At 61.5% G+C, this 25,514-nt stretch carries 24 protein-coding genes and 1 pseudogene; 10 read left to right on the top strand and 15 right to left on the bottom strand.

What is annotated here, in order from left to right:
* Nucleotides 1-50 precede the first annotated feature (50 nt).
* From LY631_RS13805 to LY631_RS13855, 11 genes are all read right to left on the bottom strand, one after another.
* On the bottom strand, nt 51-1,100 hold the full coding sequence (locus LY631_RS13805) for an ABC transporter ATP-binding protein (protein ID WP_274426053.1): 1,050 nt from the start codon (nt 1,098-1,100) through the stop codon (nt 51-53).
* A gap of 14 nt (nt 1,101-1,114) precedes the next feature.
* Nucleotides 1,115-1,963, bottom strand: a complete 849-nt coding sequence (locus LY631_RS13810) for a carbohydrate ABC transporter permease (RefSeq protein WP_274426055.1) — start codon at nt 1,961-1,963, stop codon at nt 1,115-1,117.
* The gene (locus LY631_RS13815) at nt 1,960-2,805 is read right to left on the bottom strand and encodes a carbohydrate ABC transporter permease (RefSeq protein ID WP_274426056.1); all 846 of its coding nucleotides are present in this window, start codon (nt 2,803-2,805) and stop codon (nt 1,960-1,962) included. Before LY631_RS13815 ends, LY631_RS13810 begins: the two co-directional genes overlap by 4 nt.
* 96 nt (nt 2,806-2,901) lie before the next feature.
* Complete coding sequence (locus tag LY631_RS13820) at nt 2,902-4,182, bottom strand: ABC transporter substrate-binding protein (protein WP_274426057.1); 1,281 nt, start codon at nt 4,180-4,182, stop codon at nt 2,902-2,904.
* A 14-nt stretch (nt 4,183-4,196) separates the two neighbouring features.
* Nucleotides 4,197-5,255 carry a LacI family DNA-binding transcriptional regulator gene (locus LY631_RS13825; RefSeq protein WP_274426058.1) on the bottom strand — a complete coding sequence of 353 codons (1,059 nt, stop codon included), beginning with the start codon at nt 5,253-5,255 and terminating at the stop codon, nt 4,197-4,199.
* Nucleotides 5,256-5,489: 234 nt separating this feature from the next.
* On the bottom strand, nt 5,490-6,980 hold the full coding sequence (gene xylB / locus LY631_RS13830) for a xylulokinase (protein ID WP_274426059.1): 1,491 nt from the start codon (nt 6,978-6,980) through the stop codon (nt 5,490-5,492).
* Between the two features lie 5 nt (nt 6,981-6,985).
* On the bottom strand, nt 6,986-7,972 hold the full coding sequence (locus LY631_RS13835) for a sugar-binding transcriptional regulator (RefSeq protein WP_274426060.1): 987 nt from the start codon (nt 7,970-7,972) through the stop codon (nt 6,986-6,988).
* Nucleotides 7,969-8,769 (bottom strand): HAD-IIB family hydrolase, encoded by an 801-nt coding sequence (locus LY631_RS13840; RefSeq protein ID WP_338000436.1) that lies wholly within the window; start codon nt 8,767-8,769, stop codon nt 7,969-7,971. Before LY631_RS13840 ends, LY631_RS13835 begins: the two co-directional genes overlap by 4 nt.
* On the bottom strand, nt 8,766-9,596 hold the full coding sequence (locus LY631_RS13845) for a carbohydrate ABC transporter permease (protein WP_274426062.1): 831 nt from the start codon (nt 9,594-9,596) through the stop codon (nt 8,766-8,768). Before LY631_RS13845 ends, LY631_RS13840 begins: the two co-directional genes overlap by 4 nt.
* Before the next feature lie 3 nt (nt 9,597-9,599).
* A complete protein-coding gene (locus LY631_RS13850) occupies nt 9,600-10,547 on the bottom strand; it encodes a carbohydrate ABC transporter permease (protein WP_274426063.1) in 948 nt (315 codons plus the stop codon).
* 132 nt (nt 10,548-10,679) lie between these two features.
* Complete coding sequence (locus LY631_RS13855; protein ID WP_274426064.1) at nt 10,680-12,023, bottom strand: ABC transporter substrate-binding protein; 1,344 nt, start codon at nt 12,021-12,023, stop codon at nt 10,680-10,682.
* Nucleotides 12,024-12,214: 191 nt separating this feature from the next.
* Here LY631_RS13855 and LY631_RS13860 point away from each other — a divergent pair, with 191 nt between their 5' ends.
* The 4 genes from LY631_RS13860 to LY631_RS13875 are packed head-to-tail and all read left to right on the top strand — an operon-like array spanning nt 12,215 to nt 16,102.
* Nucleotides 12,215-13,324 carry an ABC transporter ATP-binding protein gene (locus LY631_RS13860; protein WP_274426065.1) on the top strand — a complete coding sequence of 370 codons (1,110 nt, stop codon included), beginning with the start codon at nt 12,215-12,217 and terminating at the stop codon, nt 13,322-13,324.
* Nucleotides 13,325-13,326: 2 nt separating this feature from the next.
* Entirely contained in the window at nt 13,327-14,721 is a 1,395-nt protein-coding gene (locus LY631_RS13865) for a sn-glycerol-1-phosphate dehydrogenase (RefSeq protein WP_274426066.1), read from the top strand.
* A 15-nt stretch (nt 14,722-14,736) separates the two neighbouring features.
* Nucleotides 14,737-15,306 (top strand): SIS domain-containing protein, encoded by a 570-nt coding sequence (locus tag LY631_RS13870; RefSeq protein ID WP_274426067.1) that lies wholly within the window; start codon nt 14,737-14,739, stop codon nt 15,304-15,306.
* A 25-nt stretch (nt 15,307-15,331) separates the two neighbouring features.
* Complete coding sequence (locus LY631_RS13875; protein WP_274426068.1) at nt 15,332-16,102, top strand: SDR family NAD(P)-dependent oxidoreductase; 771 nt, start codon at nt 15,332-15,334, stop codon at nt 16,100-16,102.
* Here the strand turns inward: LY631_RS13875 and LY631_RS13880 are convergent.
* The 4 genes from LY631_RS13880 to LY631_RS13895 all read right to left on the bottom strand — a co-directional run bounded on the left by LY631_RS13880 (nt 16,097) and on the right by LY631_RS13895 (nt 19,239).
* Entirely contained in the window at nt 16,097-16,690 is a 594-nt protein-coding gene (locus LY631_RS13880; RefSeq protein WP_274426069.1) for a class I SAM-dependent methyltransferase, read from the bottom strand. The two genes, LY631_RS13875 and LY631_RS13880, sit on opposite strands and share 6 nt — an antisense overlap.
* 68 nt (nt 16,691-16,758) lie before the next feature.
* On the bottom strand, nt 16,759-17,490 hold the full coding sequence (locus LY631_RS13885; protein WP_274426070.1) for a spermidine synthase: 732 nt from the start codon (nt 17,488-17,490) through the stop codon (nt 16,759-16,761).
* 60 nt (nt 17,491-17,550) lie between these two features.
* Nucleotides 17,551-18,072, bottom strand: coding sequence for an invasion associated locus B family protein (locus LY631_RS13890; protein WP_274426071.1), 522 nt, complete (start codon nt 18,070-18,072; stop codon nt 17,551-17,553).
* A gap of 273 nt (nt 18,073-18,345) precedes the next feature.
* Entirely contained in the window at nt 18,346-19,239 is an 894-nt protein-coding gene (locus LY631_RS13895) for a LysR family transcriptional regulator (RefSeq protein WP_274426072.1), read from the bottom strand.
* Nucleotides 19,240-19,377: 138 nt separating this feature from the next.
* On the opposite strand from LY631_RS13895, the gene LY631_RS13900 reads away from it, so the two are divergent.
* The 6 genes and pseudogenes from LY631_RS13900 to LY631_RS13925 all read left to right on the top strand — a co-directional run bounded on the left by LY631_RS13900 (nt 19,378) and on the right by LY631_RS13925 (nt 25,455).
* Nucleotides 19,378-19,995, top strand: coding sequence for a nitroreductase family protein (locus LY631_RS13900; protein WP_274426073.1), 618 nt, complete (start codon nt 19,378-19,380; stop codon nt 19,993-19,995).
* A gap of 86 nt (nt 19,996-20,081) precedes the next feature.
* Nucleotides 20,082-21,008: a DMT family transporter gene (locus LY631_RS13905; protein WP_274426074.1), complete on the top strand. Its 927-nt coding sequence runs from the start codon at nt 20,082-20,084 to the stop codon at nt 21,006-21,008.
* Between the two features lie 206 nt (nt 21,009-21,214).
* On the top strand, nt 21,215-21,373 hold the full coding sequence (locus LY631_RS13910) for a hypothetical protein (RefSeq protein ID WP_445082887.1): 159 nt from the start codon (nt 21,215-21,217) through the stop codon (nt 21,371-21,373).
* Nucleotides 21,374-21,375: 2 nt separating this feature from the next.
* Entirely contained in the window at nt 21,376-22,935 is a 1,560-nt protein-coding gene (gene zwf / locus LY631_RS13915; RefSeq protein ID WP_274426075.1) for a glucose-6-phosphate dehydrogenase, read from the top strand.
* 96 nt (nt 22,936-23,031) lie between these two features.
* Nucleotides 23,032-23,478 (top strand): annotated as a pseudogene (locus LY631_RS13920) (gluconokinase); the annotation flags it as partial.
* Nucleotides 23,479-23,637: 159 nt separating this feature from the next.
* A complete protein-coding gene (locus tag LY631_RS13925; RefSeq protein WP_274426170.1) occupies nt 23,638-25,455 on the top strand; it encodes a glycoside hydrolase family 15 protein in 1,818 nt (605 codons plus the stop codon).
* Nucleotides 25,456-25,514 lie beyond the last annotated feature (59 nt).

A 25,514-nucleotide genomic window follows, 5' to 3' on the forward strand; every position in this document is an offset into this window, starting at 1 on the left:
CTGATGGGCGGTAGAGTTCGTGAAATGGAGCGGTAAGCGGTATCTCCACTCTAATGCATCCGCAGGGATTGTTCGGTCTCGGGATCGAACCAGCGAATGCGCTCCGGCGCGGGCGCAAGCCGCAACAGGTCGCCCCGTGACAGGTCGATATCGCTGTCCAGCACGGCGCGGAAAAGTTGACCCTCCACGTCGCAGGTGACCAGCATATGCGGCCCGAGCGGCTCGACCACGCGAACTTCAGCCGGAAGACCGTCATCCGCGGGGGCAAGGTCCTCCGGGCGGATGGCAAAGGCGATCTCATCGCGCTCGCTGGCCGGACCTTCGAAGGTGACCCCCGCCACGCGCCAAGCGCCGTTATCGGCTTTCCGCGCTGGGAGGAAATTCATGGGCGGATTGCCGATGAAGGAGCCGACAAAGCGCGCGGCGGGGTTCCGGTAGACCTCGATGGGGCGCTCGGCCTGGACAATGCGGCCCTTGTCCATGACCGCGATGCGGTCGGCCAGGCTCATCGCCTCCACCTGGTCGTGGGTGACGTAGATGGTCGTGGTCTTGCTCTCGGCCAAAACGCCCTTGAGTTCGGCGCGCATTTCCAGCCTGAGAAGCGCGTCGAGGTTGGACAGCGGCTCGTCCATCAGTATGACATCGGGTTCCATCGCCATCGCCCGGGCTACCGCCACACGCTGGCGCTGCCCACCGGACAATTGCCCGGAATAGCGCTTTAGAAGCTGGCCGATATGCATCAGTTCCGCCGTGCGGCCGACACGGCGCTTGATTTCGGCCTCCGGCAGCTTCTGCATGCGCAGGCCAAAGGCGATGTTCTCGAAGACCGTCAGGTGCGGGAAGACGGCATAGTTCTGGAACACCATTGCGATGCCACGCTGGCGCGGCGGAAGATGGTCGACCCGCCGGCTCCCGATCCATACCTCGCCTTCAGACGGCGTTTCCAGCCCGGCGATAATGCGCAAAAGCGTGGTCTTGCCGCAGCCCGATGCACCCAGAAGAACCATGAACTCCCGGTCGGCCACGGTGAGGTCGATGGAATCGAGCGCTGTGAAGTCGCCGAAGCGCTTTGCGACGTTCCTGATGGAGATTTCAGCCATGACTCAGTTCCCGTTCATCTGTTGGCGATGCCCCACATGGCGAAGAGGTATCGGCGCACCACAAAAATGAAGATGAGCGCGGGCGCCACCAATACGGCGCCGCCTGCAAATTTGAGGTGCAGCGGTGAGACATCGAGGCTCTGGAGCAGGAAGGCCGTCAGCGTTCGGTTCTCGATCGTCAGCACCGCCGCGGCGAAAACCTCGTTCCAGGAGATGACAAAGGCGAAGACGGCCGAAGCCGCAATGCCCGGCAGGATCAGCGGCAGCACCACCTTATAAAACGCCTGGAAGCGCGTGCACCCGAGCGTCCACGCCGCCTCCTCAAGCTCCACCGGAATGCCGGAAAAGAGCGAGAAGGTAATCAGCACCGCAAAGGGCAGCGCCAGTGTTGTGTGCACAAGCGCCAATCCGAAGGCCGTATCGTCGAGTCCCGTACGGATGAACATCACCGCGAGCGGCAGCGCCAGAAGCGGCAGCGGAAAGGCGCGTGTCATGAGTACGAGAACCCGGAAAGTATCCTTGCCGTGAAAGTCGAATCGCGACAAGGCATAGCCCGCCGGCGCGCCGAGAAGGATGGACAGGACCATGGTAATGCCGGCCACCAGAATGGAATTGAAGAGCGCCTTTCCCACCCCGGCAAAGCCAAGAAAGAAGTTGATGTTGTCAGTCTCGAACCCAGGCACGAAGCTCTTCGGAAACGCGTTCACCTGATCCGGTGAGGAAAAAGCGTTGATCGCGAGCAGATAGATCGGCACCAACACCCAAACGCACAGGATGACAATCACAGTGACGAAGACGAGCCGGCCGCGACTGCGGATATCGGCGGCGGGCCTTGCCGCCTCGGTGGCGGTGACCGCGGTCATGGCTGCGCCTCCCTCGGCACGCGTAACGTGCGCAAGAAAACTAGCGTGAAGGCGATGGAAATGCCAAGGATCACAAGGGCGTAGGCTGCCGCGACGTTACGGTCCTGCAGATCGAACTGCCAGACATAAGTTTCGCCCATCAGCACCGGCAGATTGGTGCCACCGAGCGCCATAACCACTGCAAATACCTCAAAGGCCAGAATTGTGCGCAGGATGAGCGCCGTTTGCAGGCTGGGGCGCAACATGGGCAAAGTGATGCGCACGAAGCGTTTCCACGGGCCGGCGCCGAACACCTCGGCCGCCTCGTAGTATTCTTTCGGGATGAGCCCCATGCCGGCAACGAGGATGACCAGAACGATGGCCGTCGCACGCCAGATTTCCGCTAGCACCACCGCCAGGAAAATGGTGGATTTGTTCTGGTAGCTAAGCCACGTGATCGGCTGCTCGATGATGCCTAACCCGGCGAGCATGCTGTTGAGAAAGCCTGTCTGCTCGAAAATGGCGAGCCAGATGATCCCGGCGGCAAGGTCGGAGATGCCGAGCGGGATCGTCCAGATATAGAGGATGAGGTCGCGGCCGCTTCCCATCCGAGTGACCAGCGTGGCCATGAGAAGCGCCAGCGCGATCTGGACCGGCACAACCGCCAGCGCAAGCAGCATGGTGTTCCAGAAAGCGGTGGAGAACTTCCAGTGCCCAGCCATGGTCTGGAAGTGCTCGAGCGTGAAGCTACCGCCCTCGGAAAACGCCTGCCAAGCAACCAGAAGAAACGGATAGATGAAAAACACGCACAGGAAGAGCGTCGCCGGCAAAAGCAGCAGATACGGCAATACGCGCTGTTCCATTGTCTATTCCTTCCTTGCCAGCCGCCGAACTTCCTTCCCTCGCGAGGGAAAGGTGCCTTCCCGAACGCGTTCGGGAAGGCGGTGGGGTTGCTGCGGCTATTCGACCGGGCAGGCACCCTCGGACGGCTCGTCCGGAGCCCAACAGGATGCGCCGGATTCCTCCATGATGTCGCGGAGCACATCGGCCTGCTCGTCCAGCACCGTGCGCACATCCTGACCGGCCAGCACGATGCGCTCGAACGTATCGTTGAAGACCTGGTTGAATTTGCCGTTGTTCTCGCCGAGACCGACGGGCAAGAGGCTCGGATTGGCATCATCAGCGCCCGACATTGCGGCGATGGCTGTCCCTGATAGACGCACGGAATCCGGCATGTCGTCGGGCAGATCCACCTCGACCACGGGGAAGAAGTTTGTCGCCTCCAGCGTCGCTATCTGTGTCTCCGGCCGCAGCATGTAGGCGGCAAGTTCTTTGGCCGCCTCCACGTCGGGAGCGGTTTCAGGGATAGCGAAACCGGCAATTACCGGCATGAAACCTCGCCCCGTGGGGCCCGCCGGTGCCGGAAAGGCGACAAAATCGTCCGGCCGCTGGTTGAAGGCATCCGCCAGTCGTGCGGTATGGTCCCAGGCGACCCAGACATCGCCCGTCAAAAGCTGCTCTTGCATGAATCCGTAGCCGGTTGAGGCGGGGTTTGTGTACTCCCACAGCTCCTTGAATTTGTTCCAGGCTTCCTCGGCTTCCGGCGAACGGAACTTTGTCACCGCCGAATCCGTGTAAGACGGATAGAGATACCCCTGGAAGAAGCGGTGCTTGAGCCCGCTCGGGCCGGCGGGAAAGCCGAATTTCGGCGAACCGGTCTCTTCCGCCATCACCCGCGCCCACTCGATAAGCTCATCATAGGTAAGCGCATTCACGTCGGCGCCCTCGGGCAGATAGTCCAGCGCCTCCCGGTTGGCCGCCATGATGTAGGTTGCCTGCATCCAGGGCAGGTATTTCTGCTCGTCCGTGCCAAGCTTGCCGAGTTCCTGGAACGTGGGATTGACCGTGACGTCGCCGAGATCGATGTCGGACATATCGATGAGGTTGTCCGAAAGCGAGACGAACTCGCCGTGCAGAGCGCCCAAAAGACCGATCGTGCCGGAGCCGGCTTCCAGCTCCGCCTCGATCCGCGTGAGCCACGGGCCGCGATCGTCCGTTGCCTGATAATCGACCGTCTCGTTGAAGCCAGACAAAACCTGCTCGCGCATTGCCTGCGTCTCTTCCAAAGGTGCCGCCTGCGTGGACCAGAACAGGATATCGGCGTTTGCAGTCGCAGCGGTACCGACAACTGCTCCGGCCGCCAGCACGGCGCTTGTGAGTCGTGGAATCATAGCTTTCATTGTCTCTCTCCCTTTTAGATTTGCCGAATACGCGGACGGGCGCCTTGTGGCGCCGGGCCATGGCTGCCGCGCGCGATGAAGCGCGGAACCTTGAGGCGTGAGAGGGGCGCCTGCGCCTCTCCTCCCACCAGACGGGCCAGCATGTCAGCGATTTCACGGGCGCTTTCGCGCGTTGCCTGATCAAACGTTGTGAGCCCCGGCGCCGAATAGCTCGCCGCGGGCACGTCGTCGAAACCGACCACCGAAAGCTCTTCCGGAATGGACAAACCCAGTTCCTGAGCTTGCCGCATCACCATGAGCGCCAGCTCATCGAACAGGCCGATAATCGCCGTCGGGCGGTCCTCTCTCTCCAGAAGCTCGGAAATGGCGGCGCGGTGGCTCTCTTCATCGAAACGCGGTGAACGGGCCACACTGAGCCTCACCGTGGGGTCGTCCGCCTCCGCAATCGCCATTTGCAACCCGCTCTCGCGGTCTCGCCGGAATGTCATGGATTCTTCAATGGTCACAAGGCCGAAATGCCGGTGACCAAGGGCGTAAAGCTCCTGAAAAGCCTGCGCGAAAGCCGCCTCGCCGCTTGTATCCAGCCAGCTATAGTGAGCGCTGTCACTGCTCAGCCGGCCGTGCAGGACGAACGGAAAGCGCTGCTCCAGCAGAAACTTCACGCGCTCGTCCTCCTCGGCGATACGCGTCAGCACCACGCCGTCGGCGCGCCCGGAGTGGACCAGATGTTTCAACACGTCGAGTTCCGACTGGCCGGGCGATGCCGTGGCGATCATCAGGTCGACGCCCTTGGCGACAAACCCCTCGCCGAGCCCGGTGACGAACTGGCCGAGAAAGGAATCGACGAAGTTGGGACCGCGGACGGGCAGCACCAGACCGACAAAGCCGCTGCGGCCGGAAACCAGCATGCGGCCGGCCGTATTGGGCACATAACCGAGCTCGCGCGCTTTCTCCGCCACGCGCTGCCTCGTCTGGGGAGCGATGTCCTCATATCCCCCCAGCGCCCGCGATACGGTGGCCACCGATAGATCAAGCGCGGCCGCAACCTCTTTCAGAGTGCTCCTGCGACGCAAGAAAATCCTCCCCAGCATTCCCAAAACGTTTTAGAACTCGAGTACGTGACTTCTAAAACGTTTTAGAAAATGTGCCGCAAAAATACGGCCGCGTCAATCCCGGTCACGGCCGGCCAAAGGCACGCCGGCTTCAGGTTTATGAGACAAGTCGAAAAGCTCTTATCGAGCGCTCTTCAGCGGGTACGCGTTGGAAACGTTCTATCCCGAGCAGGCGCCAGCCCGAAAGATACTTGATCAGCGCTCACGAATCCCCGCTTCTATCGCCAGCCGGGAAGCGGTTTCATACCGTTGCCGCCGTTCCGCCAGTAGTTCAGCGAGATCTTCTTCCGGTTCAACGAGCCGCTCGGAGGCGGGCTCCACCGCCAGTATCTCCAGCGGGTCCCCGCCTGCGACGGCAGTCATCGCCAACCGCGCGGCACCGATCGCGGCGGCGTTTTCCCGCCGCTTCGGCAGGTTCAGGGGTACATCGAAGAGGGCCGCAATCAGACGCGGCCAGAGGACCGATCGTGCCCCGCCGCCGACAAGCTGCAGCCGCTCGCAGACGATGCCGTGGCGACGTTGCGTTTCCACGACCTCGGCAAAGTGAAAGGCCACACCCTCGAAAAGCGACCATGCTAGATCCTGGCGCGTGGTCGAGAGCGACAGCGCACTGGCAAGCCCGCGCAGGCCTGTGTTCCGGTGAGGCGTACGCACACCGTCGAGATAGGGCGCGATGATCGGTGCACCGCCGATTCTGGCACGACCTTCCGGCGAGGACAGAAGCTGTGCGGCCTCGATGTCCAGATCGCCCGCACAGGCACCAAGCAGGCGCGCCAACCAGTCGAGAGCGCTCGTGGCACTCATCACGACGCCTTGCGAGGAAAATTGTCCGGGAGCGGCATGCGGCGGCGTCTGCACGCCTTTTCCGGGAATGGGCAGGAATTCAGCCGTGGAAACACACAGTACACCGGACGTGCCGATGGTCAGCACCCCGCGTCCGGGCCGCGCCGCGCCCACGCCCAGCTTGCAGGCCAGATTGTCGCCGGCCCCGCCGGCAACCACCACGCGACCGTCTATTCCCCACCGCTGTTTCAGCGCGGGTAAAAGGTCCCCGGCCGCCTCCCACGCGTTCATGAGCTGAGGCAGCTTTTCCATCGAGAAGCCTGCTGCCTCGACCAAATCCGAGGCAAAGCGCATTGTAATGTTGTCGAAGAGCAGAGTCCCGCTTGCATCGCTCGGTTCGCTCGCGCGTTCGCCGGTAAGCTTCAGACTGACATAGTCCTTGGGCAAGAGCAGGCAGGTGGTTTTCTCGATGATCTCCGGTTCATGCTTGTTCAGCCACATGAGCTTGGGCGCGCCGAAACCTGGATCGGGATCGATGCAGGAGCGCGTGCCCAACCCCGGCACGACCTCGTCTAGCTCTCGCGCCTCACGCCACGCCCGCCCGTCATTCCACAGGATTGCCGGACGCAGCGGCTTGTCGTCTCGGTCGAGCAGGACTGTGCCGAGCATCTGGCCGGACAGACCAATGCCTTTCAGGGCGGAAAGTTCGCGCGGGTGCCTTTGCGCCAACTCATCGAAGACCTCGCAAAAGGCCTCCCACCAGAGATCCGGGTGCTGCTCGCTCCAGCCGTTGTAAGGTCGGCTCAGCGCAAGGGGCCGCGTTGCGGTCGCGACGACATTCTGATCCTCATCAGTTAGAATGGCCTTGAGACCCGACGTCCCGATGTCGACGCCCGCGAACATGCGCGTCAGCCCTCGCCTGTATCATAGGCCAGCACGGCTGCTGCTGTGTCGTGATCAGTGACGAGACAGCGAAACGCGCCCGTCTTCAACGCCGCCCGGATGATCGGAACTTTCCCCGAACCGCCGGCCGCCAAAATTGTCCCGCCGAGATTCGCCACGTCGCCAATCCCGATGCCGATCGCCCGGTCATTGATCTCATGGTCGATGAGTTTGCCCTCGGAGCTCAGGAACTGCCCCTGAATGTCGCCGACAGCACCCGCTTCGACCAGCTCCGGAACATTGATGTCGGAGGGAACAGCATAGCGGATCAGCAGTGAATCGGTGGACATGTCGCCGGCACCGATCACACACGCATCGACGGAGCGTATGCGTTCGAGAATATCGTCGAAGAAGTCGGTTCCGAGAATGGCATCGCGCGCCGTTTTCGACGGCGCGTAGATCGGCGCGGTGAAATAGGTCCGCCGCGCATCGCATTGGGCAGCGAAAGCCTTGATGATGTCGAACGAATTAACGTCAGAGCCTTGCGCGATGCCGCCGAGCAGCGAGACGAACTCGAGATCGGGGCGCGGAGCGGGGCGGAAGAAACGCGAGGCATTGTAGACCGTCATCCCCCAGGACAGCCCGAATCGCTTGATCTTCGGGTCCGCGATCAGGGGTGAAATCTCCATGGCAAGAGCCGCCCCGACCGTTGCCTGCACTTTCCTGGGATCCTGAGGGCTCGGCACGATCCGCACGCGCGAAAGGCCAAAGCGCTCACGCAGCTGTGCCTCGAGTTCGACCGAGTTCAGAAAGGGGGACTCGATTGTAATCCGCACGATCCCTTCCTTGCGGGCATCGCGCAGCGCCTGATTGATCCTCAACCGATTAGTGCCGAGACGGTCGGCCACCGCCTGCTGGTTGATGCCTTCCACGTAATAGTGCCAGGCGACACGGGCGAGGAAATGTGCCTCTTCATCGAGCCCGTCGTCCTCCGGCAATACCATGTCGGTCATCCCCTCGCCTCCAGAAGCAGCTTGGCGGCCTCGCAGAAACCGGCCGCGCCTGGAGCGTTGGTAATCCAGCGCGGCGGCGTTTCCAAGCGATAGTTCCGGACATTGGCCACACCGATGCCGTTGCGAAAAAACGCGAACATGGGCTGATCGTTGGGGCTGTCGCCAAGAAAGACGATGGTCGCATTCACCGCCGGATCGTCGATATCGACATCGAAATTCTCTTTCAGGCACGCCCTGGCCATCGACAGCTTGTCGTAGCAGCCGAACCATCCATTGACGTGGATGGACGACACCTTCGCCGTCGCGCCCTCTTCCTCGAACATGGCAACGATCCGCCGGACGTCATCTTCTCCGAGTGGCGAAACGTCCTCGCGATAGTCGATGGCGAGATCGGCGATCCGGAATTCCTGGTCGGAGGCAATCCCGCTCCCCTGCACCTCTTCGAGAATGCGTGCCCGCAGCCGCTCCAGCCGCGCCCGGTCGTCATGCCTTTCCTCTGGCGTTTTGGCGAAGCCGCTTAGCATCTTTCGCCGCTCCCGGTCATAAGCGAACCAGAACGCGCCGTTCTCGCCGACAACGGCGTCGACCGGCCACATGCGGGCGATGTGGTCGCACCAGCCGGCCGGACGCCCGGTCACCGGTATGACCTTCAGCCCCGCGCGTGAGAGTTCCTCCAGCGCCGCAAGGCTGGCCGAAGGCAGTATGCCATCGCTCGTCAGCGTGTCGTCGATATCCGTGAGCACAAAGTCGACCGCGGCACGCTCGGCAGCGGGAAATTCCGCAATTGGCTGCATCATTTCACGGCGCCCATGGTGAGGCCCCGCACGAGTTGCTTGGAAGCGATTAGCGCAAAGATGATGACCGGCACCACGATCAGCGTGGAAGTCGCCATGATCTTGCCGTAAGGCAGCGAGTAGCCCTCCATGAAGGAGACGGCCATGGCCGGCGCAGTCTTGGCCTGGTTGCGTGTCAGCACGAGGGCATACATCAGTTCATTCCACGAGAAGATAAACGAAAAGATCGCTGAAACCGCGATACCGGGTGCGGCGAGCGGCAGACACAGCGATCGGAATATCCGCCATTGCGACGCGCCCTCCAGGATTGCCGCCTCATCGATTTCACGCGGAATAGAGCGGAACTGGTCCGTGCAGATCCAGATGACGATCGGCAGGTTGAAGGTGAGATAGATCAGGATCAGCACGAGATGCGTGTCGAGCATGTCCAGGCTGCGCACGATCAGAAAGAATGGCAGGGCCAGCACGATGGGGCTTACCATCCTGTTCGTGATGAACCAGAACCACAGTTCTTTCTTTCCCTTGAACTCGAAGCGGGCGAGCGCATAGGCCGCTGGCGCGCCGAGGCCAATCGCCAGGATAGTCGTGCAAACGGCCACGATCAGTGAATTCACAAGACTCCGACCGACATTGTCCTCGAACAACACCTCCGAGTAGTTCGAAAAGGAGACATCGAATATCCACGCCGGCGGTGTCTGAAGCGCGACGAGATGAGTCTTCAGGCTGGTGAGAACCATCCAGTAGAACGGGAAGAGACAGAAGAGAATGACCGCCGCCAGAAGCAGCACCTGGGAAAAAAGGGAGGATCTGGTTGTCGTACCTTCGCCCATTGATCAAACCTCCCGATAGAAGAAGCGGATATAAAGGCGGCTCAGCACAATGGTGATCACCAGAAGCACCATTGCTTGCGCCGATGCCAGTCCCTGGTCGAAGGCGCGAAAGCCGACGCGTTGAATCAGGAGACTAATCAGTTCCGTTGACGATCCGGGCCCGCCGCGTGTCATGGTGAAGACCATGTCGAACTGCTTCAGCGTGTCCGCCGTGCGCAGGATGAGCACCGCCGTGAGGCCGGGGATGAGAAATGGCAATTGTACGTTACGCAAGATGGTCCACCAGTTCTTGGTCTCCAGCCGTGCCGCCTCTTCCACTTCCGGCGGAACCGTGGTCAACCCGGCCAGGAACACCAGCGCGCAGAACGGTGTCCACTGCCAGATGTCCCAGAAAATGATCGTGGCAAAGGCGAATTCTGGAACGCCCAGCCAATTGATCGGGCTGACGCCGGTGAAGCCCAGAAGCTGGTTCACCACGCCATATTTGAGGTTGAACATCACCTGGCCGAGAAGCCCGACGACCGCATAGGTCGTCGCCATTGGAATGACCAGAGACAGGCGGGTGATCGTTTTAAGGAAGCCAATCCCCGGCCGGTGCAACAGAAGCGCGATGCCCATGCCCACCGCGATCTGAACCGGCAACGCAATGATGAGCAGCGTGAAGGTGCGGCCCATGGCCTGCCAGAATGCGGAATCGGAAAAGACGTTTGCGTAGTTCGCCAGGCCGATGAAGCGCATGCTGGCGAGCTTCGTCAGGTTGTAGTTGTAAAGAGACGTCCAGATCGCAAACGCAAGCGGCGCGAGCCCGATCACCGCAAGAGAGATGACCGCCGGCCCCAGAAAGCCGAATTTTGTGCCGCGGGAAATGGTGTTGGTGTGAATCAGTTCGGCGGATTGTGCCGGCGGGACGGCCTGCCCGAATCCCTGAGTTTCCTGCCTGAGCTTTTGCATCGCCTCAATGCGCCTCCCGCAAGCCAATGGGGCGCCGCATGTACCGCGGCTCTTTCGTCGATGCCCCAGGCTCCATTTCTACACGATTGGAAGGCCCGCGCAGTCCAAGACCGCGCGGGCAAATGCCGGTTGTTACTGGAGGAGCGGCTTGTCACCGTCGTAGTAACCGGCTTCCTCGAGCACTGCTTCCATACGCTCGCTGATCTCGCTGGCGCCTTCCTCGACAGAGACCTCGCCGAGCATCATCCGTGTGCCCCATTCCTGCACGATTTCGGTGATCTGCGGCCATTCGGCGAAGCGCGGACGGAACTCCGGTACACCCTCCTGCCAGCTTTCGACCAGTGCCGGCACGAACGGATGCTCCTCAGCCACACCTTCCATCTCATAGACAGACTGACGCGCCGGAACGCCGCCGAGATCGAGATACTGCTTGGCGTTTTCCTTTGAGGTGATCCACTGGATGAAGAGCCATGCGGCGGCTTGTTCCTCCTCGTCCGCCTGGGACGCGACCGCGAGCGAGAAACCGCCAAGCGCGGGCTTGCGGCCGGCCGGTCCTTCCGGCTCCGGGGCAACGCCGAGGCAGTCGACGATTGCGGAGGTCTCGGGATTGGCGAGCGTGGGATAGAACGAGGACCACTCGGTAATCATCGCAACATCGCCCTGAGCCAGCGCATTCACCGCCTCGGCATGGTCATAGGCGACAATACCTTCGGGCATGTATTGCATCAGGTCCTGACGAAACTCCAGCCCAGTGAGGCTTTCCTCCGAGGTGAGGTTCGAGCGGAACTCTTCATCCAGGAACGAGCCTCCGAAAGGCCAGATCATGCGTGCAAAGCTGTCGGCCGACTGAGTCTCGTTGCGCTTTGATTGAAGCGCGAAGGCATGTTGGCCGTCCTGCGTCAGGGACGGGCCGTATTCATCCTTCAGTTCTCCCCAGGTCTCCGGCGGGCCGTCGAAACCGGCCTCCTCGAGCATGCAGCTGTTATAAAACAGCAGGCCGGAATAATTGTCGAACGGCAGCCCGTAGACTCTGCCATCCCAGGAGCCGAACGCGTCGAGGGTGAGCGGGAAGAAATCCTCAAGATCGAGTTCCGGGTCGGCCAGTTCCGGATCATTCATGAATTTCTCCGCCGGGACGATCCACTCGTTCTCGGCGAAATTGCCGATCCAGACGAGGTCGATAAGAGCGATGTCGAGATCGCCGCCAGCGACAAAATCGCGGACTTGCTCGCCCAGCGCGTTCTCATACGGCATATCCGTGACATTGACGGTAATTCCGGTCTTCTCTTCGAATTCCGGAATCATTTCCTTGGCCGCCTCGTAACCCGGACGCAGCAGGAAAACGACGTCGATCGTCGTTCCCGCATAGGGCTCCGCCGCCTCTTCCAACGACCATGCCGAAGCAGTGGCCGGATAAAGAACAAGGGACATCGCCGCGCCCGCGGCAAGGGCCTTGAGTCTGTTTTTTTGAAGCATCTGGTTCCTCCCAAGGACATCGCTTTGATGGACTTTACATTTTTATCTTTTCATTTACATTTGTAAAAGTCAATCGGTTCGCCACGGGGGTTGCAAAATGCGTTCCGCTGCGAGCAGGAAAGAACGAGAAACACGCTGAAGCCGATGGAGGCGAACGTCTCCAGCGAGCAGGACGGCAGGGAGGATTGCGGGTGGCTGCGGTAAAACTGCGCAATATCAACAAATACTACGGGAGCTTTCAGGCGCTGACCGCAATTGACCTCGACATCGCGGATGGCGAGTTCGTGGTCTTTGTCGGCCCCTCGGGCTGTGGGAAATCAACCCTTTTACGAACCATCGCCGGACTGGAAGGCAGCTACACCGGGCTCATCGAAATCGGCGATGAGGATGTCAGCCGGGCGGCACCATCCGACCGGGGCGTGGCGATGGTGTTTCAGTCTTACGCGCTTTATCCGCACATGAGCGTGCGCGACAACATGGATTTCGGAATGCGCGTCAACAAGGTTGCCAAGCCCGAGCGCGAAGAGCGCATCCTGAAGGCAGCACACATTCTCCAACTCGAGGACTATCTCGACCGGAAGCCGGCGCACCTTTCGGGCGGCCAGCGCCAGCGCGTCGCGATCGGGCGGGCGATCGTACGCGAACCGAAGGTCTTCCTCTTCGACGAGCCGCTCTCCAATCTCGACGCCAAGCTGCGCGTGCAGATGCGCATCGAACTGGAGAACCTGCATAGAAAGCTCGATGCCACCATGATCTACGTCACGCACGATCAGGTCGAGGCCATGACCATGGCCGACAAGATCGTGGTGCTGAATGGCGGACGTATCGAGCAGGTCGGTACCCCGATGGACCTTTACCACCGCCCGGCTACCCGTTTCGTAGCCGATTTCATCGGCTCTCCCTCCATGAATTTCCTCTCCGTTTCCCTCGCGGAAGGCAAGGAGAACGCGCCGGTCGCACGCTACGGCAGGTCGGAAATCAGGCTCCCGCAAACCACCATCGATCTAACCGACCGGGAGACGGTCACACTTGGTGTACGACCCGAGCACCTCAAGCTTGCTCCAGCCGGCGGCGAAAAGGAGGGAACCGCGGGCCGGATCGAAGGACAGGTGATAGTGAGGGAGACGCTGGGTGGCGAAACAATCCTGCACATCGATACGAACGAGGGAGACCGCATCACCCTGAAGACGGACGGTGATACGGATATCGACCGTGACACCCGCATAAGCCTCGCCCTGCCGCTGCAGCGCATTCATCTCTTCGACGCCGAGGGGACAACAATCACGAACTGCGGGCGGTAAGAATGGACAGGGCCAGTTCCGAGGGCGAGGCAACGCGCAAACGGCTTTATACGGTCCCCGGCATCGACCGGTCCGCCTCTATAGACCGGCTCGTCGTCGGTGAATCGGCACTGGAGGATACCGCGCAGATATTTCACGACCACTTCGGCGATGCCCCCGCGCTCATCATCGCCGATGAGTCGACCTATCAGGCTGCCGGCGCAGAAGTATACGAGCGCCTCTCGGCGGCAGATGTAGAAACACACACTGAAATTCTTCCCGCCCGATCTCGGCTTGCTCCCGACCGCGAGCGCGGCGATGCTATTGCGGTCAGGATAAGGGAGCTCGACGCCAAGTCCTCCGGCTCCCGGCCAGTTCCGGTGGCTGTCGGCTCCGGCGTCGTTAACGACCTTACGCGTTATGCCGCGTTCAACGCCGAAACCGCATTCATGAGCGTTCCCACCGCCGTCTCGATGGACGGCTACACGAGCGCCGGAGCCCCGCTGGTCGATAAAGGTTTCAAGATCACCATCCAATGCGCGCCGCCGCGTGTCATCCTCGCTGATCTGAACATCCTGGCCACCGCGCCGGCGGAGATGAGCGGCTGGGGTTATGGGGATCTGGCCGGCAAGATACCGGCAGGCGGTGACTGGCTGGTCGCCGACGAACTCGGGATTGAGCCGCTCGACGGGACGGTCTGGCCGCTTGTGCAGGACAATCTCCGCGGCTGGCTTTCGATGCCAGAGGGCGTACGGCGCGGGGAGCGGGCAGCCCTGGCCGAACTTTTCATCGGCCTCGCCGCCACCGGCGTAGCAATGGAGCTATACGGATCCTCCCGCCCGGCATCGGGCGCCGATCACCAGATCGCCCATATCTGGGAAATGGAAGACCTTTCCCACCGGGGCGAAAAGGTCTCACACGGCGCCTGTGTGGCAATCGGCGGGCTGACGGTGCTCACGCTTTTCGATTGGCTGATCCGGCAGGACCTTACCACGATCGATGCCGAAGCCACAGCCTCGCACGCGCCCAATTGGACTGGATTGGAGGGGATAGTCCAAGCGGCTTTCGCCAATGGCACCATTGCCGCCAGGGCACTGGAGGAAATGCAAGAGAAATGGGTGTCTGGCGCGGTACTCGTCGACCGACTGGAGAAAATGAAGGAAACCTGGCCCGTCCTGCAGGAGCGCCTGAAGCGGCATCTAATGCGGGAGCCGGATATGCGGGAACTTCTTTCCACCGCCGGCGCGCCGGTTCGCGTACGCGATATCGGTCTGTCGCCGGAGCGCCACCGCGCGACGGTGCGCAAGGCGCGATGGATCCGGAAACGCTATACCGTGCTCGACATTCTTGGCGAGGCGGGCCTGCTCGAACGCGCCATAGCCGAAAGCCTGCACGACGGGCACCCGCTCTACGCGTGAACGGGAGGAAAGCCGATGTCTGACTTTTCCCATTTAGGCGCCAAGGCCACGGCCGAAATCGCCGAAGTTCTCTCAAGGGTTTCCGGAAAAGACATCGACCGGGCAATAGACATGATTGCCGGGGCGCGAACGATCGCGCTTTACGGTGTCGGCCGTGAGGGCCTGATGATGAAAGCACTCACCATGCGCCTCTTTCACCTCGGGCTGGACGCCCATGTGGCAGGCGACATGACCACGCCGCCGCTGGACTCCGGCGATCTTCTGATCGTCAGCGCGGGACCCGGACAGTTCTCGACAGTCTCGGCGCTCCTCAAGGTGGCGCGCGAGGCGGGCGCGAAAACGCTTTGCATCACCGCGCAAGCCGAGGGTGAGAGCGCGCGTGCCGCGGACGCTACCCTGCTCCTTCCGGCCCAGACCATGGCCGACGATGTGCCGGCGGAAAGCCAGGCAGTTTCGGTGCTGCCGATGGGTAGCCTCTATGAAGGTGTGCAATATGTGGCTTTCGAACTATTAGTCCTGAAGCTGAGGGACCGACTGGGAGAGACGGCCAAGACGATGCGCGCGCGGCACACCAATCTGGAGTAAGGCGCGGCAAGGGAGGACAATAGCCGTGAGCACGTGGCAGGAGCGGTTTTCCATCGCCGGCAGGAAGGCTCTGGTAACCGGGGCGACCAAAGGAATCGGCGCTGAGATCGCGCACGTATTCATGCAGGCGGGCGCCGATGTGGCGGCTGTCGGGCGCGACCACGAGGGTTTCGAGGCGGGGCGCCGGGCGGCGGCTGACACGGGCCGGGATTATTTCGCCATCAAGGCAGATCTTTCCACTGCCGACGGTCCGCAAGCGGCGGCGAAGCGCGCGCTTGAGCATTTCGGCCGGATTGACATTCTGGTGAACAGCGCGGGAGTTGCGCTGACCGATCCGATCCTGCAGGCTTCTGTGGGAGATTGGGACCTGACGATGAACGTCAATCTACGCGCGCCCTTCCTTCTGGCGCGCGCCGTCGCGCCTGGAATGATAGAGCGCGAGGCTGGTAAAATCATCAATATTTCCTCGCAGACTGGGGTTATTGCGATGGAAGATCACGCCGCCTATGCGAGCTCCAAGGGGGCTTTGAACGCGCTCACCAAATCCATGACCGCCGAGTGGGCCCGCCATAACATCCAAGTAAACGCGATCTGCCCCACGGTGGTGATGACGCCTATGGGCCGCAGGGTCTGGGGCCCGCCAGAAAAACGCGATCCCATGCTGGCCAAGACGCCCGCCGGCCGCTTTGGCGAACCGGTGGAGATTGCCGATTGCGCGCTTTACCTGGCGTCACCCGCCTCAGACCTGATCAACGGGGCACTCATCATGGCGGAAGGCGGCTACACGTCGCTATAACGGCTTGCCAAAAAGCGCCACGTCCTTGGCCGGGATCTCGCAGTCCCACCCGAAGCGGCAACCGATATGCCGCATCGTCTCCTCCTTGTAGAAGACGACATGCGTGGGATCGCGTCGATAATGCCAGGCGGCAAAACGATCATCTTGCGTGCGGAAGCAGGTCATGACGCCGACCCAGCCGCCCGGCTTCAAAAGCCCGTCGATCCGCTCGAACTCGGCAGCCGGGTTGTGAAAATGCTCCGCCACCTCGCTGCACGTGACGAAGTCATAGGTTTCGGCCAGCGCGTCGGCGTCCGGCGCGAAGAACGGGTCGTAGGTGCGCATGCGATGGCCCCGCTCCCGCAACATGGCTGCAAGGGCGGGACCCGGCCCGCAGCCGTAGTCGAGCCCCGAGCTTTCCGGATACAGCCGGGCGGCAAGCGGTTCAGCAAGCTTTGACAGGAAACGCCGGTAGTGCGGGTCGTCCGGATCGTTCTCATGGTTGAGATAATGCGCCTTTTCCCGGTCAGGCGGCGGCAGGTCCGTATCGTCCAGCAAAACGGCCTCGCATACCGCGCAACGCCAGTAATGTTTTTCGTCAACGGTCATGAATCGACGCAGCGGGGATGAAAGACAAACGCGGCAGATGAGTTCATTCGACCCCGCGGTGGAAGCGCTCACGCGTCACCTTTGCCCTTCCGCGCCAGGTAGACAGCCTGCTGCACCTCCCGTTCCTGGAGCGGGTTGTAAAACACCACACGTTCGGCGCGGGCCTGCTCAAACACGCCTTGAAGCTCAGCCGTAAAGCCGAGGTCTTCAGGTTCGTTGGACCACAGCGCGAAGACACCGCCGGACGTGAGATGGTCAGAAAGCGTTTTCAGCCCTTGCGGCGTATAGAGGGTAGCATTCTCCGGATCCAGAACATGACGCGGCGAATGATCGATATCGAGCAAAATTGCATCGAACCGCCGGCCCGGTTCATGCGGATCGAAGCCGGTTTCGGGTTCGCGTGCCATGGCGAAGAAATCTCCATGCACGAGCCGGCATCGCGAGTCTGAGGCAATCGTGCTGCCGAGCGGCAGCATCCCTTGCTCGTGCCATTCGATAACGGGCCTGAGCGCGTCAACGACTACGAGCGATTGCACTTCCTGTTTTTCCAGCGCTGCGGCGGCCGTATAGCCGAGCCCGAGGCCGCCAACCACGACATCGAAACCGCCCCCGGACAGTTCGCCGAGCCCAAGCGTCGCCAGCGCCTTTTCCGACGTCGTGAACTGCGACGACATCAGGAAATCTTCGTTCAGCTTGATCTCGTAGATATCCTCGCCGCTGGCTAGATCACGGCGCCGGCGGAGGGAGAGCCCGCCAAGCGAGGTGATCTGATAGTCGAGCTCCTGGAAATACGCGCTCAAAACCCCTTGCCTTCCCTACTGGACCGAGCCGTAGAAAGGCATCGCCTGCCTTTCCGCTCACTATTGCATCAGCTCGGTCATCCTATTGAGCGCAGCAGTAAAGCCGTTAAGGGAGACTGTAAATGCAATGCGCTGTTCCGCATTTACGGCATGCACCGTGATTTTCAGCGCATCACCTGTCTTGAGATTCTCGAGACTACTGTGATCAAAGTTCACGGGCGCAACACAGCCCTGGGGCAAACAGGTGAGGAAAGGGAACGTCGGCCCCTCCGTTTCATCGATTGCCAGTGCAATGCCCTGCGCCAGCGCAAGACCGAACGGCATGAGAAGTGTTCCTTCCACCGCGCCGTCGGTTCCCGTTCGCAGCTCGGCTGTGAGTATATGCTGCCCCGTCTCCTGGTTATTCTGACTCTGTCGCATGACGCAAACGGTCTCTCCTTCCGGCGCCGCACAGGACACCACCCAGTCTTCGTAGGTCTCGACCAGCGACCCGGCGCCACCGGGAAGCGGAGCTGCGATAGAGGAAACGGCGAAAACAAGCCCAATCGCCAGCGAGGCAACGGCAAGAAGACATCTGCGCATCAGGAAACCTTTAAATTCGGAGGACGTGCATTTGCAAAAGCCAATATCTCGGGTCCGTTCATTACAGTTTACTTTCCGATTCGGCTTCATCAGTGGTCAATTATAACTGAAGGGTGGAAAACGTCATGACGAACCGTTGATCGTTACAAGACCCGCGACCGAGATGGCGCGACGGTAAAATGTCACTGTTATCCTGGAGGAAAGGCGCAAGTCGTATAAGAGATAAAGGCCAATATATGCGTGTTAGAGTGTCCTCGACACAAATCGAGACATTCATTTTTCCAACCGCGTTTCCTCGATCAGGAAATCCACAAAAGAACGCACTTTGGGCAAGACATACTGGCGGGAAGGATAAACCACATAGATCGAGGTCTCGACCGGCGCCCAGTCATCCAGCGCTGTCGTAAGCCTTCCTTCCGCGATGTCCTTTTCCACATAGATTCGCGGAATGAGGCTCAGTCCGAAGCCGGCAAGCAGAGCGTCGCGAACCGCGAGGCTGGTCGTGACCTTGTAGCGGCCGCTGATCACCACCCGCACAGTGCGACCGTGTCGCGTGAAAGACCATTCTTGAACATGGCCGGAGAGCGTGAATTGCACGCAATTGTGCGAACGCAGATTCTCCGGCTCGCGCGGCCGACCGGCACGAGCGAAATAGTCGGGCGAAGCGCAGACCACATGGCGTAGCGTCATCAGCTTGCGCGCAATCAGGCTGGAATCCTCCAGCCGGTCGCTGCCGCGAATGGCAAGGTCAACTCCCTCCTTGACGAGGTCCACCCGGCGATCCTCGAGCTTCAGGTCGAGTGTCAGATCGGGATAGCGGTCAAGAAAGCCGACGATCGCATCCGACAGGCGCGTCAACGTGAAGGCCATCGGCGCGCTGACACGCAGGAGACCGCTCGGCATGCGCTGCATGGGGCCAAGCGAACTGTCGGCTTCTGAAAGGTCGTCGAGAATGCGGGCGATCTGCTCAAAGTAGCGCTCGCCGGCTTCCGTCAGGCTCATTCTGCGCGTAGTGCGATTGAGCAGGCGCACGTGTAAATGCGCCTCCAATTCCCGGATATTCTTGCTGACGGCAGCCGGTGAAAGCGCCATCCGGCGCGCGGCTTCCGCGAAGGAGCCCAGTTCCACGGCTTGGCGAAATACCCTTATGGCCTGCAATTGGTCCATGATTATTCACTACCAGTTACGAGTTCCGACACAAGATAGCGGATTATGGCGATACTTGTAACGAAATATCTTGGCTTCGTCAGCGGCGCGTTCGCCACGACAAAACGGGAATCTCCCGCGTTATAGAGGTCGATAAAGATGAAGAATCCGATCATTGCCGCCATCGAAAGCCGTGTCTCCACAAACCTGTTCGATTCCGAAAAGGTACTCGACCCTGAGCATATCGAGGAGCTTACAAGGCTCGCAACGCGCGCACCCACCGCCTACAATCTCCAGAACTGGCGCTTCATCGCCGTCAGAACGCCCGAGGCGAAAGCGCGCCTTCAGGCCGCCGCATACGGGCAAGCCAAGGTGAGTGAAGCAGCGGTCACCTACATCGTCTGTGGGCAGCTACCCTCGCACACGGTCATGGAAGAGTGCCTCCGTCCCTCCGTCGAGGCGGGTTTCATGCCAGCGCAGATGATCGACGCCTGGTCGGAGGCAGTGGAAAGCACCTATGGCGACAATCCGCAAATGCAACGTGACGAGGCGATTCGCACGGCAACGTTGGGCGCCGCCTTTCTGATGTTCGCTGCGGAAGCCCATGGGCTTGCCACCGGGCCGATGGTTGGCTTCGACCCAGCGGCGGTCGCACGCGAATTCGGTCTTGCCGCCCACGAAATCCCGGTTGTGCTGCTCGCGGTGGGACATGCTCGCCAAGGCAACTGGCCGCAAAAACCGAGACTGCCGATTTCACGCGTCCTGGAGACCATCTGAGCCATCCGGCGTCGCTTTTCCACGATTACAGTCCCCACCGGCCAAAGGGCATGACCGGGCCGCGCGTTCGATAAAGGAGAAGAACAGTGAACTACACTAGTGTGACGGGCGCGCATTTGGGAATGCTGCTCTGGGCCTTGATCGTCGGTGCGTCCTTTCCGGTCGTCGGTCTCCTGAGCGACGGGCTCCCGCCGCTGCTTCTGACGGCGATGCGCTTTGCAATCGCGGCACTTGCGATGCTGCCGATGGCGTGGCGTGCGGGGCCGGCGGTGCCGAACCTGCGGGGCATGTTGCTTTACGCCGTCATGGGACTGTGCCTCGCCGGCTTCTTCGGCGTCATGTTCTGGGCTGCCCATCGGGTGAGCGCGCTTTCCATGTCAGCCTTGTTCGTTTCCATGCCGCTCTTGGCTTATGGGCTTGGCCGGGCTCTCGGTGTGGAAGCGCGCGCCCATCGCCTACTCGCCATCCTCGCCCTGGGGGCGGTGGGAGCCCTGGCGCTGGCGCTCGCCCAGAGCGGTGGTGATTTGACAAGGTTGCAACTCGGCTGGAGCGAGGCCGCGTTCTTCCTGGGATGCATCGCGTCGGCACTTTATCCGGTCCTGTCCAAGTGGGGGCTGGCACGGGGCATTCTGTCGACCGACGCGGCCGTGCGCACCTTCTGGAGTCTGGCGCTCGGCGGCGTTCTGATCGCCATTGCCGGGTTTGTCGCCGAACCGGTTGCCGCAATGTCGCGGATGGGGTTTGGAGACGTGTTGCTGGTTGCCTATCTCGGTGTCTTTTCAAGCGGTGTGACCTTCTGGCTGATGCAGCGTGGGACCGGCGTGCTCACGCCGGGCGCGGTGACGGCGTACAGCTATCTCGTTCCGTTCGTTTCGATGCTGGTGCTGTTCGTGACCCGTCCAGACGTCATCGGCTGGCATTGGCTGCCGGGCAGCCTGCTCGTAATCACGGCGATTGCTCTGCTCTCCCGTAATGCAGGGGAGCAGTCTGCAGTCCCCGCGCGGGTGCGGTGAACGTAGAGTTCAGCTAAGATAGTGCCAATGCATATCGTGATGGGGGTTCCCGTGCGAGTCGGCCTTCGCTGGGCTATCGTTCCTGCGAACTGGTTACTCGTCCGTTGGGCGAGAAGATCGGCATGTAAATATCGGCTTAACGGAAGCGACACTCCGGGATGTCAGTCTGCACACGACGACCCTTTGACAAAGCTGGGAAAACAAACATGCAACTGGGAGTTATGGACCTCGGTCGCTGGACAGTCATGGGAGCAATAGAGGAATCTAGCCCTGCCGAGGCCTTGTCCGCCGCCCTCTATGCTCGGCTTCTCTCGGCGATGCGCTTTAAGGTCGGCGGCCACGTCGAGCGTCCTTCAGGAGGTTGATCATGAAGTCCCCTGCCCCAGCCCGCCGACTCCCCGACAGCGCCGAACCGGCGCCACCCAGCACACTCATCATCTTCGGCGCTTCCGGCGACCTGACCAAACGGCTTCTGATGCCGGCCCTCTACAATCTCGCCAGGGAAAAGTCCCTCGATCCGGCCTTCGAGGTGATCGGCGTCGACCATATCGAGCGCAGCGAGGATGAATTCCGCACCTATCTCACCAAGTCGATGCAGGCGCTTGTGAGCGAAGGCGGCGGGGAGTTCGAAGCGAAAGCGCTCGATATGGAGGCCTGGAACTGGATTGCCGGGCGGCTTGGCTATCTTGCGGGCGACTTCGAGGATCCCGAGACCTATCGCCGCCTCGGCGAGCGCTTGGACAAGCGTGCCGGAGAGAGCGGCCATTCAAACGCGGTCTTCTACCTCGCCACCGCGCCGCGCTTCTTCGGCATGGTGAGCGAACAGTTGGGCGATGCCGGGCTCATCAAAGAGACGGAGCAGGGCTTCCGGCGCATCGTCATCGAAAAGCCTTTCGGTTCCGATCTGGCCTCCGCCGAGGCACTCAACCGCCGCATCCTGAAGGTCGCCGGAGAGAGCCAGCTCTACCGGATCGACCATTTCCTGGGCAAGGAAACGGTCCAGAACATCATGGTTCTGCGCTTTGCCAACGGCTTCTTCGAGCCGCTGTGGAACCGCGATCATATCGACCACGTGCAGATCACTGCCGCCGAGACCGTCGGCGTCGAGCACCGCGGGCGCTTCTACGAGGCCACCGGCGCGCTGAAGGACATGGTGCCGAACCACATGTTCCAGCTCCTTGCCATGACCGCCATGGAGGCGCCGAACTCCTTCGGCGCGGACGCGGTGCGCTCGGAAAAGGCGAAGGTGATCGAGGCGGTCCGCAGATGGTCGCCCGAGGAGGCCGTGAAGAACTCCGTCCGCGGCCAGTACGACGCTGGCACAGTACGCGGCCAACCCGTGCGTCCCTATACGAAGGAACCTGACGTCTCGCCCGACAGCAACACCGAGACATATGTCGCCCTCAAACTGATGATCGACAACTGGCGCTGGGCGGGCGTGCCCTTCTACATAAGGACCGGCAAGTCGATGTCCGTCCGGCGCACCGAAATCGCCATACAGTTCAAGCGGGCCCCAAGCATCCTCTTCCGCGACACGCCGGCTGGCATGCCCGATCCGAACCTCTTGGTCTTCCGCATCCAGCCGAGCGAGGGCGTGTCGCTGCGCTTTGCGGCCAAAGTGCCAGGACGCACGGTGCGGCTCGGTGAAGTGGATATGGATTTCAGCTATTCGGACTATTTCGCCGCAGAACCTTCCACCGGCTACGAGACGCTGATCTACGACTGCCTGATCGGCGATCCGACCCTCTTCCAGCGCGCCGACAACATCGAGGCGGGATGGAGCGCGGTCCAGCCATTCCTGGACAGTTGGGCCCAGGCCGGAGACGGTGTGCATCTTTATAAATCCGGAGGCAGCGGGCCGACCGCGGCCGATGCACTCATGAAGCGCGACGGCCGCGCCTGGCTGCCGCTCAACCCTGGTGCGTGAAGGGAATTGGAGAGAATGACCGAACTAGCCGAGATCGCCACTGGAAACGCAGCACCCATGGCTGCCTCTGAGCGGCCGAATCCCATTATCATCTTGATGGGAGTCTCGGGCGCCGGCAAGACGACCATCGGCAAGGCGCTCGCTGAACGGCTGAATTGGCCTTTCGAAGAGGGCGACGATTTGCATCCTTCAGTCAATGTCGAAAAGATGCGCGCCCACATCCCGCTCACCGATGCCGACCGCAAGCCCTGGCTCGAAAAAATCGCGGCTCGGATTGACGGTTGGCGGGAGGCCGGCCGTGCCGGCGTCATCACATGCTCAGCGCTGAAGCGCAGCTATCGCGACCTTCTCGCCCGCGGTCGGCCGGAGGTTCAGTTCGTGTATCTGCGCGGCGAGCAGATACTGATTTCGGCGAGGCTTGCCGCCCGCAAGGACCATTTCATGCCGCCCGACCTGCTCACCAGCCAGATGGCGACGCTTGAGGCGCCTTCGCCGGATGAGCCCGCGATTGCAGTCGACATCGCTTCACCCACCGAAGCTGTCGTTGCCCGGATCATGGGCGAACTGGGGCAGGAGGACGTGCACGATTCCTCTGCCGAGGCGACCGGAAAGCCCGACCGGCCTCCCACCGTCTCCATCGACGACCCCAAGCTCGAACATCGGCATCCCTCTGTCGAAAAGGGTTCTCAAACCGGGCCGGACCTGCCGCTCCCCATCGAAGACTATGCACTGATCGGCGACTGCACGACGGCCGCGCTTGTCGGCCGCAATGGTTCAATCGATTGGTTGTGCTGGCCGCGCTTCGACAGCGGTGCCTGCTTTGCGGCCCTGCTTGGTACGGCACAGAACGGGCGCTGGCGGATTTCCCCCGCCGATTCGGCGGCTCGCGCACGCCGCGCCTACCGCGACGGCACCATGGTTCTGGAAACCGTCTTCGAAACGTCCGAGGGCGAGGTTGCCCTCATCGATTTCATGCCGCCCGGACAGCTGAACTCCTCCGTGGTCAGGCTGGTCGAGGGGCGGTCCGGCAAGGTAACGATGCGGCTCGACCTGAGACTCCGCTTCGATTACGGCTCTTCGGTTCCGTGGGTGACCCGGCTCGAGGACGGCTCGGGCCTCAACGCCGTCGCGGGGCCGAATGCCGTTGCCCTGCGCACGCCGATCGGATTGCGCGGCGAGAACCTCGCCACCGTGGCGGAATTCACCGTTGCCCAAGGCGAATGCGTCCCTTTCGTGCTGACCTACGGGCCATCTCACCTGCCCCCACCCCCGGCCTTCGACTGGCAGACAGCATTGAAAGCGACGGAGACTTTCTGGCGGGACTGGTGCAACCAGTGCACCTATGAAGGCGCATGGAAAGAGCCAGTGCAACGCTCACTGCTTACTCTGAAGGCGCTCACCTATTCTCCCACTGGCGGCATCATCGCCGCCCCTACCACCTCGTTGCCCGAGCAGATCGGCGGCCCGCGCAACTGGGATTACCGCTATTGCTGGCTGCGTGACGCCACCATGACGCTCATCGCGTTCATGTCGGCCGGCTATGTGGACGAAGCACGAGCCTGGCGCGACTGGCTGATGCGCAGTGCTGCCGGCAGTCCCGAGCAGATACAGATCATGTATGGCGTGGCGGGCGAGCGGCAGTTAAACGAATGGCAGGTGCCGTGGCTGGCGGGCTACCAAGGCTCCAGCCCCGTGCGCATCGGCAATGCGGCATCGAACCAAATGCAGCTCGACGTCTACGGCGAACTCCTTGATGCCCTCCATCAGGCGCGCAATCACGGCCTCGCGCCTGCCCCGTCGGGCTGGGCCCTGCAGGAGGCGCTAATCCAGCATCTGGAGGCGATCTGGGAAGAGCCTGATGAAGGCATCTGGGAGGTCAGAGGCGGACAGCGCCATTTCACCTATTCCAAAGTGATGGCATGGGTGGCGCTCGATCGCGCCTTGCGCGACGCCGAACGTTTCAGGCTCGAAGCACCCACCGAGCGTTGGCGGGCGGTTCGCGACCGCATGCACGCAACCATCTGCGAGCAGGGCTTCGACAGCCGCCGAAACACCTTCACGCAGAGCTTCGGCAGCGAGGAACTCGATGCCAGCCTTCTTCTGATCCCGACCGTCGGCTTCCTGCCGCCCGACGATCCTCGGGTCCTCGGGACCGTTGCCGCTATCGAGCGCGAACTGGTGGTGGACGGCTTTGTCTTGCGTTACCGCACACAGCAGGGCGTCGATGGCCTGCCGCCCGGTGAGGGCGCCTTTCTGCCCTGCAGCTTCTGGCTGGCCGACAACTACGCCCTGCAGAACCGCGATGCCGAGGCTCGGGACTTGTTCGAGCGCCTTTTGGCGCTGCGCAACGATGTCGGGCTGCTCGCCGAGGAATACGACCCGCGCCTTAAGAGGCAAGTCGGCAACTTCCCGCAGGCCTTTTCCCATCTCGCCCTGGTCGGAACGGCGTTGAACCTGCATGACATCGGCCCGGCACAAAAGCGCCGTCGCGGGTCGAGGACTACGTCCGGATCTTCGTAATCGCGGCGGCCGAATTCTGGCCTGGCATTAGCGGCATTCAGGGTGGTCAGCGCCCTTCA

The sequence above is a fragment of the Chelativorans sp. YIM 93263 genome, from assembly GCF_028767125.1.
In the GTDB taxonomy this organism is placed as follows: domain Bacteria; phylum Pseudomonadota; class Alphaproteobacteria; order Rhizobiales; family Rhizobiaceae; genus Chelativorans.

Bases quoted from the DNA above. Each gene is read 5' to 3' on its own strand.
- LY631_RS13805 (WP_274426053.1), bottom strand. From the start codon at position 1,100: ATGGCTGAAATCTCCATCAGGAACGTCGCAAAGCGCTTCGGCGACTTC.
- LY631_RS13810 (WP_274426055.1), bottom strand. From the start codon at position 1,963: ATGACCGCGGTCACCGCCACCGAGGCGGCAAGGCCCGCCGCCGATATC.
- LY631_RS13815 (WP_274426056.1), bottom strand. From the start codon at position 2,805: ATGGAACAGCGCGTATTGCCGTATCTGCTGCTTTTGCCGGCGACGCTC.
- LY631_RS13820 (WP_274426057.1), bottom strand. From the start codon at position 4,182: ATGAAAGCTATGATTCCACGACTCACAAGCGCCGTGCTGGCGGCCGGA.
- xylB (WP_274426059.1), bottom strand. From the start codon at position 6,980: ATGTTCGCGGGCGTCGACATCGGGACGTCGGGTCTCAAGGCCATTCTA.
- LY631_RS13835 (WP_274426060.1), bottom strand. From the start codon at position 7,972: ATGACCGACATGGTATTGCCGGAGGACGACGGGCTCGATGAAGAGGCA.
- LY631_RS13840 (WP_338000436.1), bottom strand. From the start codon at position 8,769: ATGATGCAGCCAATTGCGGAATTTCCCGCTGCCGAGCGTGCCGCGGTC.
- LY631_RS13845 (WP_274426062.1), bottom strand. From the start codon at position 9,596: ATGGGCGAAGGTACGACAACCAGATCCTCCCTTTTTTCCCAGGTGCTG.
- LY631_RS13850 (WP_274426063.1), bottom strand. From the start codon at position 10,547: ATGCAAAAGCTCAGGCAGGAAACTCAGGGATTCGGGCAGGCCGTCCCG.
- LY631_RS13855 (WP_274426064.1), bottom strand. From the start codon at position 12,023: ATGCTTCAAAAAAACAGACTCAAGGCCCTTGCCGCGGGCGCGGCGATG.
- LY631_RS13865 (WP_274426066.1), top strand. From the start codon at position 13,327: ATGGACAGGGCCAGTTCCGAGGGCGAGGCAACGCGCAAACGGCTTTAT.
- LY631_RS13870 (WP_274426067.1), top strand. From the start codon at position 14,737: ATGTCTGACTTTTCCCATTTAGGCGCCAAGGCCACGGCCGAAATCGCC.
- LY631_RS13880 (WP_274426069.1), bottom strand. From the start codon at position 16,690: ATGACCGTTGACGAAAAACATTACTGGCGTTGCGCGGTATGCGAGGCC.
- LY631_RS13890 (WP_274426071.1), bottom strand. From the start codon at position 18,072: ATGCGCAGATGTCTTCTTGCCGTTGCCTCGCTGGCGATTGGGCTTGTT.
- LY631_RS13895 (WP_274426072.1), bottom strand. From the start codon at position 19,239: ATGGACCAATTGCAGGCCATAAGGGTATTTCGCCAAGCCGTGGAACTG.
- LY631_RS13900 (WP_274426073.1), top strand. From the start codon at position 19,378: ATGAAGAATCCGATCATTGCCGCCATCGAAAGCCGTGTCTCCACAAAC.
- LY631_RS13910 (WP_445082887.1), top strand. From the start codon at position 21,215: ATGCAACTGGGAGTTATGGACCTCGGTCGCTGGACAGTCATGGGAGCA.
- zwf (WP_274426075.1), top strand. From the start codon at position 21,376: ATGAAGTCCCCTGCCCCAGCCCGCCGACTCCCCGACAGCGCCGAACCG.